The organism is Glacieibacterium arshaanense, assembly GCF_004681125.1.
GTDB classification, from domain to species: Bacteria; Pseudomonadota; Alphaproteobacteria; order Sphingomonadales; family Sphingomonadaceae; genus Polymorphobacter_A; species Polymorphobacter_A arshaanense.
The window spans coordinates 497,236-513,742 of sequence record NZ_SIHO01000002.1; the positions used below are offsets into that span (position 1 = coordinate 497,236).

At 65.1% G+C, this 16,507-nt stretch carries 16 protein-coding genes; 13 read left to right on the forward strand and 3 right to left on the reverse strand.

All coding sequences use genetic code 11. From position 1 onward, the window contains the following. The 9 genes from ccoO (at window position 1) to ung (ending at window position 7,215) form a co-directional block, all read left to right on the forward strand. The gene (gene ccoO, locus EUV02_RS08610; RefSeq protein ID WP_135245836.1) at window positions 1-735 is read left to right on the forward strand and encodes a cytochrome-c oxidase, cbb3-type subunit II; all 735 of its coding nucleotides are present in this window, start codon (window positions 1-3) and stop codon (window positions 733-735) included. Next, window positions 735-905: a cbb3-type cytochrome c oxidase subunit 3 gene (locus EUV02_RS08615; RefSeq protein WP_135245837.1), complete on the forward strand. Its 171-nt coding sequence runs from the start codon at window positions 735-737 to the stop codon at window positions 903-905. The genes ccoO and EUV02_RS08615 overlap by 1 nt, the downstream gene beginning before the upstream one ends. Further along, entirely contained in the window at window positions 898-1,878 is a 981-nt protein-coding gene (gene ccoP, locus EUV02_RS08620) for a cytochrome-c oxidase, cbb3-type subunit III (RefSeq protein ID WP_135245838.1), read from the forward strand. The genes EUV02_RS08615 and ccoP overlap by 8 nt, the downstream gene beginning before the upstream one ends. Continuing rightward, entirely contained in the window at window positions 1,865-3,358 is a 1,494-nt protein-coding gene (gene ccoG / locus EUV02_RS08625) for a cytochrome c oxidase accessory protein CcoG (RefSeq protein ID WP_135245839.1), read from the forward strand. The genes ccoP and ccoG overlap by 14 nt, the downstream gene beginning before the upstream one ends. Next, window positions 3,355-3,822, forward strand: coding sequence for a FixH family protein (locus EUV02_RS08630; protein ID WP_135245840.1), 468 nt, complete (start codon window positions 3,355-3,357; stop codon window positions 3,820-3,822). Before ccoG ends, EUV02_RS08630 begins: the two co-directional genes overlap by 4 nt. Beyond that, window positions 3,819-5,957, forward strand: coding sequence for a heavy metal translocating P-type ATPase (locus EUV02_RS08635; RefSeq protein WP_135245841.1), 2,139 nt, complete (start codon window positions 3,819-3,821; stop codon window positions 5,955-5,957). The genes EUV02_RS08630 and EUV02_RS08635 overlap by 4 nt, the downstream gene beginning before the upstream one ends. Beyond that, window positions 5,954-6,103 (forward strand): cbb3-type cytochrome oxidase assembly protein CcoS, encoded by a 150-nt coding sequence (gene ccoS, locus EUV02_RS08640; RefSeq protein ID WP_135245842.1) that lies wholly within the window; start codon window positions 5,954-5,956, stop codon window positions 6,101-6,103. Before EUV02_RS08635 ends, ccoS begins: the two co-directional genes overlap by 4 nt. After that, on the forward strand, window positions 6,093-6,317 hold the full coding sequence (locus EUV02_RS08645; RefSeq protein ID WP_135245843.1) for a hypothetical protein: 225 nt from the start codon (window positions 6,093-6,095) through the stop codon (window positions 6,315-6,317). Before ccoS ends, EUV02_RS08645 begins: the two co-directional genes overlap by 11 nt. A gap of 175 nt (window positions 6,318-6,492) precedes the next feature. After that, the gene (ung, locus tag EUV02_RS08650; RefSeq protein ID WP_135245844.1) at window positions 6,493-7,215 is read left to right on the forward strand and encodes a uracil-DNA glycosylase; all 723 of its coding nucleotides are present in this window, start codon (window positions 6,493-6,495) and stop codon (window positions 7,213-7,215) included. Here ung and EUV02_RS08655 read toward each other — a convergent pair. Beyond that, window positions 7,212-7,790: a TetR/AcrR family transcriptional regulator gene (locus EUV02_RS08655; protein WP_207790145.1), complete on the reverse strand. Its 579-nt coding sequence runs from the start codon at window positions 7,788-7,790 to the stop codon at window positions 7,212-7,214. The two genes, ung and EUV02_RS08655, sit on opposite strands and share 4 nt — an antisense overlap. A gap of 191 nt (window positions 7,791-7,981) precedes the next feature. Here EUV02_RS08655 and EUV02_RS08660 point away from each other — a divergent pair, with 191 nt between their 5' ends. From EUV02_RS08660 to EUV02_RS08670, 3 genes are all read left to right on the forward strand, one after another. Continuing rightward, entirely contained in the window at window positions 7,982-8,839 is an 858-nt protein-coding gene (locus tag EUV02_RS08660) for a metal-dependent hydrolase (protein ID WP_166430565.1), read from the forward strand. Between the two features lie 65 nt (window positions 8,840-8,904). Next, window positions 8,905-10,464, forward strand: a complete 1,560-nt coding sequence (locus EUV02_RS08665) for a cryptochrome/photolyase family protein (RefSeq protein ID WP_135245847.1) — start codon at window positions 8,905-8,907, stop codon at window positions 10,462-10,464. 74 nt (window positions 10,465-10,538) lie between these two features. Further along, window positions 10,539-11,315: a dienelactone hydrolase family protein gene (locus EUV02_RS08670; protein WP_135245848.1), complete on the forward strand. Its 777-nt coding sequence runs from the start codon at window positions 10,539-10,541 to the stop codon at window positions 11,313-11,315. A gap of 208 nt (window positions 11,316-11,523) precedes the next feature. Here EUV02_RS08670 and EUV02_RS08675 read toward each other — a convergent pair whose 3' ends face one another. Together EUV02_RS08675 and EUV02_RS08680 are read right to left on the reverse strand one after the other, a co-directional pair. Beyond that, the gene (locus EUV02_RS08675; RefSeq protein ID WP_135245849.1) at window positions 11,524-13,341 is read right to left on the reverse strand and encodes a DUF885 domain-containing protein; all 1,818 of its coding nucleotides are present in this window, start codon (window positions 13,339-13,341) and stop codon (window positions 11,524-11,526) included. 51 nt (window positions 13,342-13,392) lie between these two features. After that, a complete protein-coding gene (locus tag EUV02_RS08680; RefSeq protein ID WP_135245850.1) occupies window positions 13,393-14,685 on the reverse strand; it encodes a metal-dependent hydrolase family protein in 1,293 nt (430 codons plus the stop codon). 97 nt (window positions 14,686-14,782) lie between these two features. On the opposite strand from EUV02_RS08680, the gene EUV02_RS08685 reads away from it, so the two are divergent. Next, window positions 14,783-16,222 (forward strand): MFS transporter, encoded by a 1,440-nt coding sequence (locus EUV02_RS08685; RefSeq protein ID WP_135245851.1) that lies wholly within the window; start codon window positions 14,783-14,785, stop codon window positions 16,220-16,222. Window positions 16,223-16,507: the final 285 nt, after the last annotated feature.

Consider the following 16,507-nt stretch of genomic DNA (forward strand, 5'->3'; position numbering starts at 1 on the left):
ATGGCCAGCAAATTCTTCGACCACACGAAGATCGAACGCAATGTCACGCTGCTCGCGGTGCTGTCGTTGGTGGTGGTGACAATCGGCGGCATCGTCGAAATCGCGCCGTTGTTCTGGATCGACTCGACGGTCGAAAAGGTCGAGGGCGTGCGGCCCTACACGCCGCTCGAACTCGCCGGTCGCAACATCTACATGCGCGAAGGCTGCTACAACTGCCACAGCCAGATGATCCGGCCGTTCCGCGACGAAGTCGAACGCTATGGCCACTTCAGTCTGGCAGCGGAAAGCATGTACGACCATCCGTTCCAATGGGGTTCGAAGCGCACCGGGCCTGACCTGGCGCGCGTCGGCAACCGCTATTCGGACGAATGGCATGTCCAGCATCTGACCGATCCGCGCGCCGTGGTGCCTGAATCGATCATGCCGCCCTACGCCTTCCTCGCGGAGAACGACCTCAAGGCGCACGACATGGGTCGCGACCTGCGCGCGCTCAGCCGCGTCGGCGTGCCGTACAGCGAAGAAGCGATTGCCGCCGCCGATGCCGATCTGAAGGCGCAGGCCGATCCCGATGCCGATACCGCGGCGTTGCTCAAGCGCTATCCCAAGGCGCAGGTCCGCGACTTTGACGGCGACCCCAAGCGCCTGACCGAAATGGATGCGCTGGTTGCCTATCTGCAAATGCTCGGCACGCTGGTCGATTTCGACGCGGCTGCGGCGCAGGAGAAGCCGCGCTGATGTCGCTTCAGCTTGAATATGAAGCGCTGCGGCACTTCGCCGACAGCTGGGGTTTGGTGTTCATGGGGGTGCTGTTCGTGGCGTTCGTCGGCTGGACCTTTCGCAAGGGTTCGAGCCAGCACAACGACCGGGCGGCGAACATGATATTCGAGGATGACGATCATGGCTAAGAACAAGCGCATCGATGCCCCCACCGGAACCTCGACCGTCGGGCACGAATGGGACGGCATCGAAGAGCTCGACACGCCGCTGCCACGCTGGTGGCTGCTGATCTTCTACGCCTGCATCGTCTTTGCCGTCGTCTATGTGTTCCTGTTCCCGGCCATCCCGCTGGCCAATGGCGCAACGCGCGGCTTCCTCGGCTGGAGCAGCCACGGCCAGTTCGAAAGCGAAATGGCAGCTGCCGCGGCGCGCCGCGCGCCGATTGCCAAGGCGCTTGCCGATATCCCGATTGAATCGCTGCCGGCCAATCCGCAACTGATGGCCGCCGCCATCGAAGGTGGCCGCGCCGCGTTCAAGGTGCATTGTGTGCAGTGCCACGGTTCGGGTGCTGCCGGGTCGAAGGGCTATCCCAACCTCAACGACGATGACTGGCTGTGGGGCGGCGATCTGGCGACGATCCAGACAACGCTGACGCATGGTATCCGCAATCCCGACCATGATGAAACCCGCATCTCGGCGATGCCGGTGTTCGGCGAAATCCTGAACCCGGCCGAAATCGACAGCCTGGTCGCTTATGTCCGGACGATTTCGGGCCAGCAAAAGCCCGATGCCGCCTCGGCGCGCGGTGCCGTGTTGTTTGCCGCCAACTGCGTTGTCTGCCACGGCGCGCAGGGGCAGGGGGGCCGCACTGTCGGCGCGCCGAAGCTGACCGATAGCATCTGGCTGTATGGCGGAGACGCGGCGACCTTGCGCCGGACCATCACCTACAGCCGCGGCGGGGTCATGCCGCGCTGGAACAGCCGTCTCGATCCGGTGACGATCAAGATGCTCGCGGCCTATGTCTATTCGCTCGGTGGTGGTGAGGCGGCGCCACAGGTCGCTGCGACCGTCGCTGCTCCGGTTTCCCCAGCTGCGCCCGGGGGGGCGCCGGCTGCAGCACCTGCCGACGCTGCAACGGCGACTCCCAATGTCCAGCCTTAGCGACCTCACGAGCCCGAACAGCCCGCTCTATCAAAAGCGCAAGGGCGTCTATCCCAAGGCGGTCGATGGTTTTTACCGGCGGCTGAAGTGGGCGATCATGATCGTCACACTGGCGATCTACTATGTCACGCCGTGGCTGCGCTGGGACCGTGGGCCCTATGCGCCCAATCAGGCGGTGCTGGTCGATCTGGCGCACCGGCGCTTCTACATGTTCGCGATCGAAATCTGGCCGCACGAATTCTATTACGTCGCGGGCATGCTGGTGATGGCGGGCATCGGGCTGTTCCTCGTCACCTCGGCAGTCGGCCGCGCGTGGTGCGGCTATGCCTGTCCGCAGACGGTGTGGACCGACCTGTTCCAGCATGTCGAACGCTGGATCGACGGTGATCGCAACGCGCAGATCCGGCTGGCGAATGCGCCGTGGACCGCCGCCAAGACGACGCGACGCGCGGCGAAATATGCTATCTGGTTGCTGATCGCGATTGCGACGGGCGGCGCGTGGATTTTCTACTTCGCCGATGCGCCGACGTTGCTGCGCGAGTTCGTCCACGGCGATGCGCCCAGTGTCGCCTATGCGACCGTCGGCGTGCTGACCGCGACGACATTCATCTTCGGCGGCTTCATGCGTGAGCAGGTGTGCATCTACATGTGCCCGTGGCCGCGCATCCAGACCGCGATGCTCGACGAAAAGTCGCTGATCGTCACCTACAAGGACTGGCGCGGCGAACCGCGTACGCAGGGGCTGAAGAAGGCCGCGACGACCGACGCGAGCTTTGACGGCAAGCTCGGCGATTGCATCGATTGCGACCAGTGTGTTTCAGTTTGCCCGACGGGCATCGACATCCGCGAAGGGCCACAGATCGGCTGCATCACCTGTGCGCTGTGCATCGATGCCTGCGACAAGGTCATGGACCAGATTGGCCGGCCGCGCGGGCTGATCGACTATGCGACGCTTGAAGATGCCGTCATCGAAAAGGCCGGCGGCACCGCGCCGCCGGTATTGAAGACGCTGCTGCGGCCGCGGACGATCATCTATTTCACCATCTGGGCGTCGATCGGCGCTGCCATGCTGTTCACGCTCGGCCAGCGCACGCGGCTCGATGTCAGCGCGCAGCATGACCGCAACCCGGCATTCGTCCAACTTTCGGACGGCGAGGTGCGCAACAACTACACCGTCAAGATCCGCAACATGGAAACCCGCCCACGCGTCGTCACGCTGGCGATTGCCGGGGTTCCCGGTGCGGTAGCGTGGGATGAAGCCGGCAGCCGCGCGACCGCGGCGTCGACAATGCGCGTGCGGGTGCCCGCCGACAGCGTGACCAAGGTGCGGCTGTTCGTGGCGGCCCCCGGCGCCGGCCCGCAGCGGACGCCGTTGACGATCAGCGCGACATACGAGGCGACGGGTGCCGGCCGCAGCGAAGCCGACAGCGTCGTCGCCAACTTCGAACGCGCCAAGCCGATCGAGGAGGAGGAAGAATGAGCCAGACCGCCACCAAGCGCTTCACCGGCTATCACATGACCGCCATTCTGGTGGCGTTCTTCGGCGTCGTCATCGCGGTCAATCTGGTCATGGCGCGCTTTGCCATCGCCACTTTCGGCGGCACCGTCGTCGATAACAGCTATGTCGCCAGCCAGCAGTACAATGGCTGGCTGCAGGCGGCGCGCGACCAGAAGGCGCTGGGCTGGACGACAAAGCTCAGCCTCGACAGCGAACGCAGCCCGATGCTGCTGGTGACCAAGGCCGGCGCGCCGCTCGTCGGGCTAACCGCGACCGGCGTCGCGTCGCATCCGCTCGGCCGCGCGCCCGATATCGCACTGACCTTCTATACCGACGCCGACCACAGCCTGCGCGCGCGTCAAAGCCTGCCGCCCGGTCGCTGGCAGGTGCGCGTCGAGCTGCATCAGGGCACAGCCGAGGCGCGGCTGCTCGACACGCTGCAATGAACGCGCCGCTTCCCGCGCAAGGACTGCTAGCGGCGACGCCGCTGGCGGAAACGTCATTCTCGGTCCCGGGAATGCGTTGTGCGGGGTGCATCTCCAAGCTTGAAACCGGCCTGCCGCGCACCGAAGGCATCGTCAGCGCGCGCGTCAACCTGACCGCCAAACGCGTCGCCATCGCGCATTTGCCGGCGCTGACGCCGCCCGAAATGCAGGCGGCGATTGCCGGGCTGGGGTTCGAGGCGCAACCGCTGGGCCAGGCGCTGGCGTCCGACGCTGCCGACGATAGCCGCGAACTGCTGCGCGCGATGGCGGTCGCCGGCTTTGCCGCGATGAACGTCATGCTGCTGTCGGTGTCGGTATGGTCGGGCGCCACCGGCGCAACGCGCGAGCTGTTCCACTGGCTTTCGGCGATGATTGCCTTGCCGGCTGTCGCCTATGCAGGCCGGCCGTTCTTCAAATCGGCCTGGGCGGCGCTGCGCAGCGGCCACACCAACATGGACGTGCCGATTTCGATCGGCGTCACGCTCGCCTGCGCGCTCAGCCTGTACGAAACCGTGACAGGCGGCGCACACGCCTATTTCGACTCTGCCGTCATGCTGCTGTTCTTCCTGCTCACCGGGCGCTGGCTCGACAGCGTCATGCGCGACCGCGCCCGCGACGGCGTCTCTGCGCTGCTGCGCAACACCGCGCCGGGCGCGCTGGTCAGTGACGCCGAAGGCCGCACCTACTGGTGCGCCGCCGCCGCGCTGCAACCGGGCATGGTGATGCATGTCGCGACGGGCGAGCGCCTTGCTGCCGACGGCGTGGTGCTTGACGGCGCCAGCCAGTTCGACCGCTCGCTGCTCACCGGCGAAAGCGTGCCGGTGCCGGTGGCACTCGGCGCGCTGGTCCATGCCGGCACGCTCAACCTGACCGCGCCAGTGCGCGTGCAGGTCACCGCCGCCGGCGCCGACACCGCGATTGCCGATATTGCGCGGCTGATGGAGCAGGCGGGCCAATCGAAATCACGCTACGTCCGCATCGCCGACCGCGCCGCGCGGCTGTATGCGCCTGCCGTCCACACGCTGGCGCTGCTCAGCCTGGTCGGCTGGATGATCGCCGGTGCCGGCTGGCACGGCTCGCTGCTGATTGCGATTTCGGTGCTGATCATTACCTGCCCGTGCGCGCTCGGGCTCGCGGTGCCGGTGGCGCAGATCGTCGCAGCGGGCGCGTTGATGCGCGCCGGGGTGCTGGTCAAGGACGGCTCGGCGCTCGAACGCCTGGCGGACGCCGATGCCGCGGTGTTCGACAAGACCGGCACGCTGACGCTCGGCCGTCCCGAACCGCTCAATCTCGATGTTTTGACGCCCGCGCAGAAGTCGGTTGCACTCGCACTGGCGCAGTCGAGCCGTCACCCGCTCAGCGAAGCCTTGCGCCGTTCGCTGATAGCGTCGGGCATCACACCTGCCACGCTCACCGACATCACCGAAACTCCCGGCACTGGCGTCAGCGCACGCTGCGGCGACGCCAACGTCGCGCTCGGCCGTCCCGAAACGATTGCCGCCGGCCTCGCCTGCGCACTGACCATCGGCGACGCGCCGCCGGTGATGCTCGATTTCGCCGATGCAATGCGCCCCGCTGCCGCCGCCGCTGTCGCGCAGCTCGCGGCACTTGGCCTACCCGGGTCGATCCTGTCGGGTGACAGCGTCACCGGCGTCGCGCCGGTCGCCGCCGAACTCGGGCTGCCCGCACAGGCGGCGATGCTGCCGCAGGACAAGCTCGAGGCGATTGCCGCGCTGACCGCGAACGGCGCCAAGGTGCTGATGGTCGGCGACGGCCTCAACGACGGCCCTGCGCTCGCAGCAGGCTATGTTTCGATGGCCCCCGCATCGGCCAGCGACGCCGGGCAGAACGCCGCCGACGCGGTGTTCCTGGGTGACAGCCTGCTGCCGGTCGCCACCGCCGTGCGCGTCGCGCGCGCCACGCAGCGCATCGTCCGCCAGAACTTCGCCCTAGCGATCGGCTACAACGTCATTGCAGTACCGCTGGCGATTGCCGGGCTGGTCACACCGTTGATCGCCGCACTCGCCATGTCGGGCTCGTCGCTGTTGGTCATCGGCAACGCGCTGCGCCTGCGCAATGCCGCGAACGCCAAATGAACGGCCTGGTATTCCTGATCCCGGTGGCGCTGCTGCTCGGCCTCGGCGGGCTGGCGGCGTTCTTCTGGTCGCTGCGCACCGGCCAGTTCGATGATCTCGACGGCGCCGCCGCGCGCATTCTGATCGAGGACGAAGATGCTGACTAAGTCGCCGCTCACCGCCGCACCCGCCTGCCTCGCCGCATGGATGCTCGCCGCCTCGGCAATGGCGATGCCGGCGGGCGGCATGGTCGAACTGTGCACCGGCAACGGCGTGCGGCTGGTCGCCAGCCCCGGCGCGCCGACCAAGCCCGCGCCGATGCCCGACTGCGCCAAGGTCTGCCACCTCGGCACGACGCGGCGGAAGATCCTTCAGGACTAAGGGCCTCCGGCGGACAGGGGCTTGCCCCTGCACCCATGTATTTGGGCCGCGCTACATAAACCACGCTGGCGCATGATGCGCCGACCCAAATTTCGGGTGCAGGCCTCAGGCCTGCCCACCGGAGGCTCTTTCCTCGCTCTTGCCTTCCCTCCGACCCCGTTGCATGTCTCGCCCAATGAACCAGACGCCCGACGACGAAGTGACGCGCAAAAGCCGCGATATCGTGCTCGGCGAAAGCTGGAAGGCGCCGCTCGCCGCCGAGTTCGCTGCGCCGTACATGGCCGACCTCAGGGCGTTCCTGCTGGCCGAGCGCGCGGCGGGCAAGCGCATCTTTCCGCCGGCGAAACTGTGGTTCCACGCGCTCGATGCGACACCGCTCGATAGCGTCAAGGTCGTCATTCTGGGGCAGGACCCGTATCACGGGGAGGGGCAGGCGCACGGGCTGTGCTTCAGCGTGCCGCCCGGTGTCCGGCCGCCGCCGTCGCTGGGCAATATCTACAAGGAGCTTGAGGCCGACCTCGGCCTGCCGCGTCCGCGTCACGGCAATCTGGAGAGCTGGGCGCAGCAAGGCGTGCTGCTGCTCAACAGCGTGCTGACGGTGGAAATGGCGCAGGCAGCGTCGCACCAGGGGCGCGGCTGGGAACGCTTCACCGACGCGGTCATCGCCTGCGTCAACGCGCAGGCGCAGCCGGTGGTGTTCATGCTGTGGGGCGCCTATGCGCAGCGCAAGGCGGCGTTCGTCGATGCGTCGCGGCATCTGGTGCTGAAGGCCGCGCACCCGTCGCCGCTGTCGGCGCACAACGGCTTTCTGGGGTGTCGGCATTTCAGCCAGGCGAATGCATTTCTGATGGCGCACGGGCGCACGCCGGTCGATTGGGCGCTGCCCGACGCCGGCTAGTTGGGGTCCGTGGCGGGCGGGACGGCGCCGACATACAGCGACAGCATGCGCACCGTCTCGCGGATCATCAGTTCGCGACGCTCGGGCGATGGCCGGTCGAGCAGAACCCGCGTCCCGACTGCCGCGATGACCAGCCCCGACAGCCGCGCTGCGGTATCAAGATCGACGATGGCGAGCGTATCGTGGAAGCGCATCAGATAGGTTTTCGCTGCCTGCACCGCCTGCGCCTCGGCCACCATCAGCGTTGGCGTGCGATTATAGGGCTGCATCAGTTCGACGATGATGCGGCCGAGCCCGGGATTTTCGGTGAGGAAGTCGATGAAGCTGCGCAGCACGATTTCGGCGGCCTGCGGGAACGGCACGTCGATCGCCTGCGATAGCCGGTCGAGCGTCAGCGCGTTAAGCTTCTGGAAACGGTCCTGCGCCAGCGCGTCGAACAGCGCAGCCTTGTTGGGGAAATACTGGTAGATCGACCCGATGCTGACACCGGCGCGCTCGGCAATGCGGTTGGTGCTGGCCCGCTCAGGCCCGCGTTCGGCCAAAACCTGAGCAGTCGCCTCGAATATGTCCGCCACAAGCTGCGCCGACCGCTGCTGCCTGGGCTGACGCCGCGGCTTAGCTGGGGTCGGTCGCTGTGTCGTGGGCAAGGCTGCATCTCCGCTGTGTCGGTCAAACGCGAGTAACATATGAGCACTGGCTCATGTTAGACAAGGCCGGTGCGGTGCCGCGCGCTGCATGGATCGAGATACCGTCGGGAGTTTGGCCGGTGACTGACCTGAAGCTTCGCAAGATTCCGTTCGAGTTTTCGGGGGTGAAGTTCATCTGGAACCCCGAAAATCCCGGCTTCTCGTTTTTCATGAACCAGGTGTCGTTTTGGGCCATCGGGCTCGAGCGCTATTTCTGCCGCGCCGTCGCTGACGCCGAGCGGCTGATCACCGACCCGGCGGCGCTCGCTGAAGCGCGCGGTTTCCGCATTCAGGAGGCGCAGCATTCGTTGCGCCATACGCACCACGTCCGCGCACTGATCGAACGCCATCCCGGCCTGCAGCAGGCGCTCGATGCGACCATCGACTGCTATGACGACATCTATGACCGGCATGATTTGAAGTTCCACCTCGGCTACGCCGCCGCGCTGGAAGCGACGTTCACACCGGTGTTCCGCACCATCATCGAGCATCGCGATGTCTTGTTCGGCAATGGCGACCCGCGCGTCTCCTCGCTGTTCCTGTGGCACTTCTGCGAGGAAATCGAACACCGCAGCTCGGCCCTGATCATCTTCAACGCGCTCTACGGCGACAGTTTCTACCGCATGCGGATGTTCCGCCATGTCCGGCGTCACGTCATGCAGAATTTCGAGACGATGGCAGCGCTGTTTACTGCCCATGTCGATGAAGGCCCCGCCGTTCGGCCGGTGCGCAATCCACTGGCGGCGGTGCCGCTGCGCGACCGGCTCAAGCTGCAAGCCGGCCTGCTGGCATCGCAAATGCCCTGGCACAACCCCGAACACGAACGCCTGCCGGTCTGGGCCGACAGCTGGTTCGACAGCTATGAACGCGGCGAGGACATGACACGCTTTTATCGCGGACCCGATCCGGCGGGCCAGGCATTGCCTACCAACGCTTAGCATTTGCTTGCCACGCGGCATTGTGGGATCGCGTGGTCGCGCCGGCGCTGTGGAAGGTTTGAAGCTTGAACACCGATACGACAAGTAGCGGCACGATCCGGCTTGTGCTCGGCGATCAGCTGGCGGACACGTTGTCGGCGCTCGACGGCGTCGATCGCCGGAACGACATCGTCTTGATGGCCGAGGTCAACGACGAAGCCACCTATGTGCGCCACCACAAGCAAAAGATTGCGCTGGTTTTCGCGGCCATGCGCAACCACGCGGCGCGGTTGACCGCGGCCGGGCTGCGGGTGCGCTATGTCCGCATCGACGCGCCACAGAACAGCCATTCGATCGCCGGCGAACTGGCGCGCGGCCTCGCTGAAACCGGCTGCTCGCGCATTGTGATGACCGAATGCGGCGAATGGCGGCTGGCGACGGCGCTGCAGGCATTCGCCGATAGTGCTGCAGTGCCGGTCGAAATCCGCGCCGACCGCCGGTTCATCTGTTCAGGTGAACGCTTCCGCGATTGGGCCGGCGAGCGCCGGCAATTGCGCATGGAGTTTTTCTACCGCGAGATGCGCCGCGACACCGGCCTGCTGATGGACGGCGCCGAACCCGAGGGCGGCCGGTGGAACTTCGACGCCGAAAATCGCCAGCGGCTGCCGCGCGATCTGCGGCCGCCGGCGAGGGCGCGCACCGTGCCCAACGCCACCACCGTCGAAGCAATTGCCGATGTGGCGCGCCTGTATCCCGATCATTTCGGTGACCTCGACGGCTTTGGCTGGCCGACGACGGCAGCCGAGGCCGAGGCGGTGCTCGAAGACTTTCTGGTCAACATCCTGCCCGACTTCGGGACGTGGCAGGATGCCATGGCGCGCGGAGAGCCGTGGATGTGGCACGGCCTGATTGCGTCATCGCTCAACATCGGGCTGCTCGATCCGCTCGACACCTGCCGCCGCGCCGAAGCAGTCTACCGCGCCGGTCGGGCGCCGCTCAATGCGGTCGAAGGGTTTATCCGGCAGATACTCGGCTGGCGCGAATTCGTCCGCGGCGTTTATTGGCTGAAAATGCCCGGCTACGGTGCGTTCAACGCGCTCGACGCCGACCGCAAGCTTCCGGATTTCTTCTGGAGCGCCGAGACCGACATGGCGTGCGTTGCCGATGCCGTGGCGACGACGCGCAACCATGCCTATGCCCATCACATCCAGCGCCTGATGGTCACCGGCAATCTGGCGATGCTGCTGGGTGTCCACCCCGACGCCGTCGATGACTGGTACATGACGGTCTATGCCGATGCCTATGAATGGGTCGAAATGCCCAACACGCGCGGCATGGCGACGTTTGCCGATGGCGGCATTATCGGCTCGAAGCCCTATGCCGCCTCGGGCGCCTATATCAACCGGATGAGCGATTATTGCGGAAACTGCCGCTTCGATGTCAAAGCCAAGTCCGGTGCGGCGGCCTGCCCGTTCAACCGGCTGTACTGGGGGTTTCTCGAACGCAACCGCACCGTCCTCGGCAAAAATGTCCGCCTCGCAATGCCGTACCGGACGCTCGACGGCTTTGGCGCAGCGAAACGCGAGACGCTGCTCGACGACGCCGAAGCGGCGCGGACGATGCTCGGCGCCACACCACGACGCTGACGCGGCCCGCCCCGGTTGCCTGTTGTCGCGCAATCCGCCACGTTGGCGCCTGAATGACGGGGGGAGCGCCAGCAATGCCACTTCAAGACTATGCACTGTCCGACTTCAATCACGCGCCATATACGCGACCGGTGTACCGGCGCGGCAGCGGGCCGGCGGTCATCATCATCCATGAAATTCCGGGCCTTCATGCACAGGTCGTCGAATTTGCCGACCGTGTTGTCGATGCGGGGATGACGGTGTTTCTGCCCAGCCTGTTCGGCACACCGGGCAAGCCATTGTCGACGGGCTATGCGGTGCAACAGATGTTCATGAATGTCTGCATCCGCCGCGAATTCAGCGCGTGGAACGGCGGCAAATCGAGCCCGATTGTCGACTGGCTGCGCGCACTGGCGCGTCACGCCCACGCCGACTGCGGCGGGCCGGGCGTCGGCGCCCTCGGCATGTGCTTCACCGGTGGCTTTGCGCTCGCGATGATGACCGAGCCATCGGTAGTGGCGCCGGTGCTGTCGCAACCATCGCTGCCGCTGCGCGGCGGCAAGGACGGCGCCATCGACGTTTCCGACGCCGAAATCGCCTGCGCGCGGTCGCGCTTCGAGGCCGAGGATCTGACGCTGCTGGGCCTGCGCTACAAATCCGACAAACTCGTGCCCGGCGGGCGCTTCGAGCGCTACCGCAAGGAATTCGGCGACCGTTTCGAAAGCGTCGAACTCGAAGATGCCGACGCCCGCCAGAACACCGGCTATGCGCCACATTCAGTGCTGACCATCCACCTGCCGACCAGCGGCCCCGGCAAGGAAGCCGAGGTGCGGACCATCGCATTCTTCCGGCAACGGCTCGGACTTGCTTGACTCATAGTTTGATATCAAATTAGTTAGTTCGAAATTAAACTAAGTGTAAAGCTAAGAGCCTCCGGCGGGCAGGCCTGAGGCCTGCACCCATTTGTTTGGCGCTCTTCAATCGGGTGCAGGCCTCAGGCCTGCCCGCCGGAGGCTCTTTAAGCGGGTCCCGCGTGCGCAAACGCAGCACCCGTAAAGACTGACCACATTCGCGTAGGCGCTACTTGCCGCCGCCGCGGGCGATCCAGGCGTCGATCTTGCTTTCGAGCACCGCCATCGGCAGTGCGCCGGTGTCGAGTACTTGCGCGTGGAAGTCGCGAATATCGAACTTCGGCCCGAGCGCGGCTTCGGCTTTGGCGCGGACCTTGGCGATCTGCAGCTGGCCGATCTTGTAGGCGAGCGCCTGCCCTGGGATGGCGATGTAGCGTTCGACTTCGGCGGTGGCGTCGGTGCGGCTCATTGCCGAATTGGCCATCATATAGGCGATGGCCTGATCGCGCGTCCAACCCTTGGCGTGGATGCCGCTGTCGACGACGAGGCGCATGGCGCGCAGCATCTCGTCATCGAGGTGGCCGTAGAGCTGGTAGGGGTCGGTGTACATGCCGAGCTTGGCGCCGAGGCTTTCGGCGTAAAGCGCCCAGCCTTCGACGAACGCGGTGTTGCCGCCGAAGCGCTGGAACGGCGGCAAGTCGGTGTTTTCCTGTGCGAGGCTGATCTGGAAGTGATGCCCGGGGATGCCTTCGTGCAGGTAGAGCGTTTCCATGCCGTAGGCGGCACGCGATTTGATGTCATAGGTGTTGTAGTAAAAAATGCCCGGCCGCGAGCCGTCGGGGGTGCCGGGGTTGTAATAGCCCGCCGCCTGGGTCTTTTCGGCGTAGGCCGGCGCCGGGCGGATTTCGAGCGGCGACTTGGGGATGGTCGAAAACAGCGTCGGGATCTTGAGGTCGACCTGCTTGCCGATCGTACGGAAGCCGTCGCCGAACGCTTGGCCGCTGGTCGCGTGCTGCTTGGGATCTTCGCGCACGGCGACGAAGAACTCCTGAAGCGTGCCCTTGAAGCCGACGGTGTTCTTCACCTTCTCCATCTCGCCGGTGATGCGCGCGACTTCGGACAGGCCGAGGGCGTGGACCTGTTCGGGGGTGATGTCGGTCGTGGTCTGCGACTGGATCAGATACTGATACAGCGCCGCGCCGCCAGGCATTTGCGAGATGCCGACACTGTCGCGTGCCACCGGGAGGTAATCGGACTTCAGGAAGTCGCGCAGCCGGGTGAATGCCGGCAGCACGCCGTTCTGCACGGCAGCGGCATATTCGTTTTTCAGGCGGATCTTATCGGCCTCGCTGAATCCTTCGGGGAATTTGGTGACAGGCTTGTAGAACACCGAGCCGGTGACGCCCTGCGCGATCAGTCCATCGAGCTGTTCGATGACATTCTTGACGACGAGCTTGGGCTGGACGACGCCCGACTTCATGCCCTGGCGGAAACGGACAATGGATTCGTCGAGGAAGCCGTCAAAGCCCTTTAGCCGCTTCAGGTTGTTCTCATAGTCGGCAACGGTCTTGAACGGGGCGACACCCTCGCCCGAAGAAAGGTCAGCATAGGCCAGATGCAGGCCGTTGAAATGGTCAATGGGACGCACGACCGTGGCGGCCAGGATGTCGGGCTGCAGGCCGCGCAGGTCAGTGGTGCGCTGCCACTTGAACACGTCATAACTGATCTGGTCATTGGCACTGAGCGAGCCGCGGTCGATCTTGGCGAGCGCCGCGAGTTCGTCGATCGCTGCCTGTTTTTCAGCGGCAATGTAAGCATCCGAGATGTAGTCTCCGAACTGGTCGGCGTAACGTGGATCGCCACGGAACAGCGCGCTGACCGGGTTGCGCGCCATGCTGTCTTCGTCGCTCTTGACGAACAGCGCGCGCAGCGTTGCGGCCGGCGTATTGGCAGTGGCCGCAACTGGCGCCGCGGCAGGTGCAGGGGCAGCAGCAGCCGGCAGCGCGGTGCCGAGCAGCAGCGCGGCGAGGGTCAGGCGAACAATCATGGGGTCTCCCGGAATTTTTGAGTGTGTCAGTCGGGTAAAACAGTTTGGTGTCTATTGCAACGAAATCGGCTTGCCCTTGACCATGACGTAGCGGATTTTGAGCACGGCTGCGGGGTCGGTGAGCGGGTCGCCATCGACAGCGATGAGGTCGGCCGATTTGCCCGCGACCAGCGAGCCGGTTTCAGTCTCGATGCCCATCAGCTTGGCGCCGCCCATCGTCGCCGCATAGAGCGCGTCCTTCGGGCTCATGCCGCCGAGCTTGACCATCAGCGGCAGTTCCTCGGCGTTGCGGCCATGTTTGTAGACCCCGGAATCGGTGCCGAGCGCGATGGGCACGCCGGCCTTGTAGGCGGCCGCCAACGCCTTGCCCTGGATGCCGACTGTCTGCAGACCCTTGGCTTCGACATTGGGGGTGAAGAAGCCCTTGCCGAGATGCTCTTTAAGGCCTTCGATCGCCATCAGTGTCGCGACCATATAGGTGCCCTTGGCCTTCATCAGGTTGATGTCGGTGGTGTCGGCGAAGGTGCCGTGCTCGATTGAGTCGACGCCGGCGTTGACCGCTGCCTCGATACCGCGGGCACCATGCGCATGTGCCGCGACCTTGAGCCCGAGGCTGTGCGCGGTGTCGACGATCGATTTCATTTCGGCGTTGGTGAAATGCTGTTCGAGCCCGGTCTTGCCGTCATCGAGCACGCCGCCGGTGGCAACGATTTTGATGAGGTCGGCGCGCGACTTGGCGACCAGCCGGACGGCGGTGGCGCAGCCGTCAGCGCCGGTACAGACACCGATCTGCGGATACATCTTGTCGAGCGCATCGCCGATTTCCGGGTTGATGCCGACGGTGTTGTCAGCGTGTCCACCGATGATTGACAGGGTGGATCCGGCGGTCTGGATGCGTGGCCCTGGCGCCAGCCCGTCATTGATGGCGTCACGGACCGCAATGGTGGCGCGTTGGCCGCCGCCGACTTCGCGCACCGTCGTGAAGCCGGCGCGTGCGGTGATGAGCGCATTGTTCAACCCGATGGCGACGGCATATTCCTCGGTCCGCTTGGGCGCGACGCCGGCATACCAGGGGTCATCCGAATAGCCACCGAGATGGACATGGACGTCGATGAGGCCGGGCAGCACCGTCTTGCCCGACATGTCGACGACGGTCGCGCCCGCCGGGATGGCGGCTGCGGCATCGTTGATTGCGATGATGCGGCCGTTCTCGACGAGGATGGTCGAGGCCCCGCGCGCCGGCTGGCTGGCATCGGTGATGACATGGCCGGCGCGGATCGCGGTGATTTCGGCGTTGACCGGCAAAGCTGCGGCAAGCGCTGTCGCCAGCAAAAGTTTGTACATGGAGCCCCCTGAATGTGACAGTTCTGTTGCGAACGAGCCTAGGCCATTTGGCGGCGGCTGCAAACCGGCCTGACACAATTGTCGCAGCAGCACATTTTTGATTTGCCGCGCCGCGCCGGTTTCTGCACGGTGGCCACCAAACAGCGACGGTGCGGATAACGCGGCGCGACAATCTTGCGGGAGTATCGGCATCGTGGGTCAAAACCGGGTCAAGGCGACTGTACTGGCCGCCTATTCAGCCCCGTGCCTGCCGCTTGCGGCCGCCGGCCTGCCGTTCGTCGTCTATCTGCCGCCCTATTATTCGGGCCCGCTCGGGCTCAGCCTCTCGGTTGTCGGCCTGCTGTTTCTGATGGTCCGGCTGATCGACGTACCGCTCGACCCGATCGTCGGGCACATCATCGACCGGACGACGACGCGCTTTGGCCGTTATCGCCCGTGGGTTGCCGGGTCGGCAGTGATGATGGTCGCCGGCATTGCGCTGGTCTTTTACGCGCCGCCCGGCCTGTCACCGCTGCGCGCCTTTATCGGGCTGCTGGTCATGTATGTCGGCTATTCGACGTTGCAGCTGGCGCAGACGGCATGGGGTGCGACACTGTCGGATGATTACCACGAACGCTCGCGCGTGTTCGGCTGGTGGCAGATGGCGAACGTGCTCGGCATGGTGATGATGCTGATGGTGCCGCCGCTGGTGGCGCAGTTCACGCCCGACAACAACCATTCGGCGGGCATCCATGCGATGGGTGCATTGGTGCTGGTGTTGCTGCCGCTAGCGGTGCTGGCGATGCTGCGCATCGTGCCCGAACGCGCCGTTATCGGTGGCCACGCGCACCGGCTGCGCGACATGGTCGCCGTGCTCAAAATTCCGTTGCTGCGGCGGTTGATGGTTATCGACTTCCTCGTCGCGCTGGCAGCGGGCATGGCCGGCGCGCTGCTGATGTTCTTTTTCGAGGCTGCACGCGGCTTCACCCCGGCGCAATCGAGTCTGCTGCTGCTGATCTATTTCATCGCCGGGCTGCTCGCGGCGCCGGTCTGGGTGGCGTTGTCGCGTCGCATCGGCAAGCATCGCACACTAATGCTGTCATTGATCATCTACGCCCTGTTCCAGGCCAGCCTGTTGTTCCTGCCGCGCGGCACTTTCACGCTGACCGCCGTGGCGATGGCGCTGGCCGGATTGCCCTATGCCGCTGCGGCGTTGCTGCTGCGCTCGATGCTCGCGGACTTGTCCGACGCCGAGACGGTGCGCACCGGGCACCAGCGCACCGGGTTGTTCTTCGCGACGCTGATTGCGGTCAGCAAGCTTGGCTATGCGCTGGCGGTCGGGCTTACCTATCAGGTGCTTGATGCCATCGGCTTCGTCGCCAAACTGGGCGAGGCGAACACGCCAGACGCCGTCAGTGGCCTGGTGTTCATGTTCGCCGCACCACCCGCAGTGCTGCTGGCGATTGCGGCGGCGCTGACCGCACGCTGGCCGATCAATGCCGAGCAACAGGCGCGTATCGCGGCCGAACTGGCGGCGCGGGTAAATCAACCCGGCTAGCAGCCGTATTAACCCTGACTCGGCGCCACATCGGCCCGGGCAAGTCGAGATCAGGAACAAGTTCGCCGCTGCCGCCGCTTCCTCATTTCCCAGGCATAGGCGCCGAGAGCATCATCCAATATAGACGTGGCATTTGTGCGTGGGATTAGCGCCGCGGGCCCTGCCCAAATACTCTGCATTCAACCACGATTGCGCACGCGGATATTTGCGTCAGCAATCTATCGTCCTGGGCGCACCATGTTTTCTATTCTTTAACGTACAATTTGCTTTCGCTCGCATTGCATA

Excerpts from the sequence above, each read along its gene's own strand:
- EUV02_RS08680 (WP_135245850.1), bottom strand. The coding sequence starts at position 14,685 with ATGTACAAACTTTTGCTGGCGACAGCGCTTGCCGCAGCTTTGCCGGTC.
- EUV02_RS08630 (WP_135245840.1), top strand. The coding sequence starts at position 3,355 with ATGAGCCAGACCGCCACCAAGCGCTTCACCGGCTATCACATGACCGCC.
- EUV02_RS08615 (WP_135245837.1), top strand. The coding sequence starts at position 735 with ATGTCGCTTCAGCTTGAATATGAAGCGCTGCGGCACTTCGCCGACAGC.
- ccoO (WP_135245836.1), top strand. The coding sequence starts at position 1 with ATGGCCAGCAAATTCTTCGACCACACGAAGATCGAACGCAATGTCACG.
- EUV02_RS08670 (WP_135245848.1), top strand. The coding sequence starts at position 10,539 with ATGCCACTTCAAGACTATGCACTGTCCGACTTCAATCACGCGCCATAT.
- ccoG (WP_135245839.1), top strand. The coding sequence starts at position 1,865 with ATGTCCAGCCTTAGCGACCTCACGAGCCCGAACAGCCCGCTCTATCAA.
- ung (WP_135245844.1), top strand. The coding sequence starts at position 6,493 with ATGAACCAGACGCCCGACGACGAAGTGACGCGCAAAAGCCGCGATATC.
- EUV02_RS08635 (WP_135245841.1), top strand. The coding sequence starts at position 3,819 with ATGAACGCGCCGCTTCCCGCGCAAGGACTGCTAGCGGCGACGCCGCTG.
- EUV02_RS08675 (WP_135245849.1), bottom strand. The coding sequence starts at position 13,341 with ATGATTGTTCGCCTGACCCTCGCCGCGCTGCTGCTCGGCACCGCGCTG.
- ccoS (WP_135245842.1), top strand. The coding sequence starts at position 5,954 with ATGAACGGCCTGGTATTCCTGATCCCGGTGGCGCTGCTGCTCGGCCTC.
- ccoP (WP_135245838.1), top strand. The coding sequence starts at position 898 with ATGGCTAAGAACAAGCGCATCGATGCCCCCACCGGAACCTCGACCGTC.
- EUV02_RS08645 (WP_135245843.1), top strand. The coding sequence starts at position 6,093 with ATGCTGACTAAGTCGCCGCTCACCGCCGCACCCGCCTGCCTCGCCGCA.